Source organism: Pseudomonadota bacterium, from assembly GCA_010028905.1.
In the GTDB taxonomy this organism is placed as follows: domain Bacteria; phylum Vulcanimicrobiota; class Xenobia; order RGZZ01; family RGZZ01; genus RGZZ01.
On the sequence record RGZZ01000546.1, the window covers coordinates 1 to 3071 of the forward strand.

The 3071-nt window shown below is 65.5% G+C and carries 3 protein-coding genes; all 3 read left to right on the plus strand.

Annotated features, from left to right (window positions below; all coding sequences use genetic code 11):
• Position 1: 1 nt before the first annotated feature.
• Entirely contained in the window at positions 2-514 is a 513-nt protein-coding gene (locus tag EB084_22600) for a hypothetical protein (GenBank protein ID NDD31055.1), read from the plus strand.
• A gap of 100 nt (positions 515-614) precedes the next feature.
• Positions 615-2174: a hypothetical protein gene (locus EB084_22605; protein NDD31056.1), complete on the plus strand. Its 1560-nt coding sequence runs from the start codon at positions 615-617 to the stop codon at positions 2172-2174.
• A gap of 40 nt (positions 2175-2214) precedes the next feature.
• A partial coding sequence (locus EB084_22610; protein NDD31057.1) for a hypothetical protein occupies positions 2215-3071 on the plus strand: 857 nt, incomplete at its 3' end.

A 3071-nucleotide genomic window follows, 5' to 3' on the forward strand; every position in this document is an offset into this window, starting at 1 on the left:
AATGGCCCGCTTCCAGGTGAGCGGCACCGCACGTCCGGCCCCCACCACGGTGACAGGGCTCGACCTCAACCGCTACCAGGGAACCTGGTATGAGGTCGCCCGCTACGACAACGCCTTCGAGAAGCCCGGTGAGGCCGCGCGGGCGCAGTACACGGTGCAGCCGGACGGCCGCGTGCGGGTCGAGAACACCGCCTACGATCCGGTAACGGGAGAGTACCGCAATGTCGTGGGCAGTGCTTCGGTGGGCAAGGAAGGCGACACGAGCAAGCTCCGGGTGAGCTTCGTTCCTGGCGTGGGCAAGTACGGCGTGGGCGCGGCCGACTACTGGGTGGTCGACCTGCAGCCGGATTACCAGTATGCGGTGGTGGGCGACCCGGCTCGACGCGCCATGTGGGTGCTGAGCCGAACGCCGCAGCTCGACGACGCAACCCTCGAGGGAATCAAGGAACGCGCCGCAGCCCAGGGGTTCGACCCCGCTCGCCTCATCGAAACCCCACCGTTCCCCCAGAGCTGAGAGCGCCCCCCTTTCCCTGGTCGCGCCGTTCAGTTACATTTCTGGGGTGTCTCCCCTCATCCGCTCGACGGCGTGGCCAGGCCGGCGTGGCAGCGCCATCATGCTGGCGCTGTTCTTTCTCACAGCGCTGTTCTTGCTGGCCACCGCCTTCCAGAAGCTGCTGCCGGTCGAGCTGAACGCGGCGCTCTCGAACGAACTGCACACACGTGCCAGCCTCGTAGCCGACGCAGGGGTCGAAGACACCATTGCGTTCATCGAGAGCGCATTGGCCCAGGGAAATGAGCCGTTTGCCGGGTCGCCTCCGTATCTGCGCTCAGGGGGGCTGGGAGCCGACTGGACGTGGACAGCGACCGTGACGCCAGACGCTTTGACCCCACCCAACAGCAACGGGTCTATACGGGTGTATCGCATCGACTCGATCGCCTCGTTCGGCAAACGTCAGCTACGGCGCATCTCTGCCTATGCCGGCCAGCAGAGCTTCGCGCGCTTCGCGCTGTACGCCGATACCGTCGATCAGACCGGCTGGTGGGACCCTTCCACGGAACACTACGACGGCCCGTTCCACGTCAATGACCCGTTGCGGATCGGCACTCCAGGTGGAGTGTACAGCAATGCGTACAGCCCGCTCTTCTTGAGCACGGTGACAAGCGCATCTCGTGACTCCTCCAGTGCAGACGGGGTCACCTATGTGAGTGACGGAGGCAGCGGGGCAGGCGATCCGCCCTACGACAGCAACGGAAACCCCATCCCCGGGCGGTACGAGGCCCTCTACGCCCAAGGTCGACCGTCGCTGCGCACAGGGGTGAGCCGCATCGACATGCCCGCCAACACGCAGTCCCTCGCCAGTGCGGCGTGGGGAGATCCGAGCACCGGGCCGCCCAGCACCACCGGCGTCTACGTGAACCAGGCCAAGACGGGCAACGGCTCGTCCGGCGGCGTCTACATCGTGGGCGACGTGTCGAAGATGACCATGTCGGTCGATTCGGCCGGCAATCGAAGCCTCACCATAAAGCAGGCCATCGGCCAGACCACGGTCACCGAGACCCTGGCCTCCTCGGTCAGAGCACCCGATGGCCAGAACGTTCCCCAGGGCCGCACCCTCGTCGTGCCTCCCTTCGGGAAGCCGAATGTGGTGAGCACCCTGACCAATGGCGTGGTCTACTCGACCGGAACCATTGCGTCGCTGTCAGGGGTGAACAAGGGGCAGCGCACCATCGCCACCGATGTGACGAAGCAGACCGAGATCAAGATCGGGGGGAGCATCACGCGATCCGACACACCTGTGGGTCAGAACCCCACGGGCACGGCCGACAATCTGGGCCTGGTGACCTACACCCTGCGGTTCCCCACGTCGCTTCCACGCAGCTCGGCAACCCCCGTCTACCTCTACGCCACGGCCATGGCGGGAATCAAGGGTGGAGGAGGCGGTTCGGTCATCGATGGCCTCGACAAGCAGGGCCTGGGTGTCCTGAACATCTATGGGGGGCTCATCGTCTCGAACGACGGCGTCACGGTGAACAACGCCAACCTCTGGAACCCGTACACCCACGGCTTCATCCGCACCATCCACTACGATACCAACCTGGCCAGCAGCCCGCCGCCCTATTTTCCCACCTACCCCAAGCTCACCGTGCGCTCGTGGAGCGACGAGGCCATCTGAGCCCTTCAATTCTCCTTCCGGATGCGCTACGTTGACCGCCATGACGACGCACGCCTGGCAGCACGCGAACGCCCCCCTCCGCGGCAGCGCCATTCTGCTCGCGCTGTTCTTTCTCACGGCCCTCTTCCTTCTCGCCCAGGCCTTTCAGAGACTGCTGCCCGTCGAGCTGAACGCGGCCCTCATCCACCAGACCGACACGTCGGCCTACTTCGCCGCCGACGCGGGGGTTCAAGATGCCATCGCCTACATCGAGAACCAGCTGGCCAACGGGCGAGAGGTGGCCTCGCCGCTGACGCGGCCGTGGGCGGGGTTGGGCGCCTTCAGCTACCAGACCACCATCACTGCCGACGCCCAGACCCCTCCCAACGGCAGCAGCCCGCTGCGCGTCTTCACCCTGGTGTCTGATGCGTGCCGCAGCAGCGACAGCAGTCGCAGACCCGTGCGCCGCATCACCGCGAGCATCGCCCAGCAGAGCTTTGCGAGGTTCGGGTACTTCGCCGACAAGACGAACGGGATACCGTACGGAATCTCCTATGAATTTGACGGCCCGTTTCACGTCAATGATCCGTTGCAGCTCACTCTGCCTTCTGAGTTCTACAACGGTGGGTATGCCGCGATCTTCAACAGCACCGCCACGAGCGCTTCGGTGGTCTCCGGCAGCGCCGATGGCGTCGACTACAAAGGCACCCCCCCGTTCGACGGCTGGGGAAATCCGATCGCCGGACGCTACGAGAAGGTCTACAAGCAAGGGCGCCACGCCCTCACCACTGGCGCGCGCCGGGTCGAGCTGCCGCCCAACACGGCCTCCCTCGCCAACGCGGCCTGGGGCGACCCGACCATGCCCAAGCCCACCACGGCGGGGGTCTACGTCAATCAGGCCAAGACGGGCAACGACGC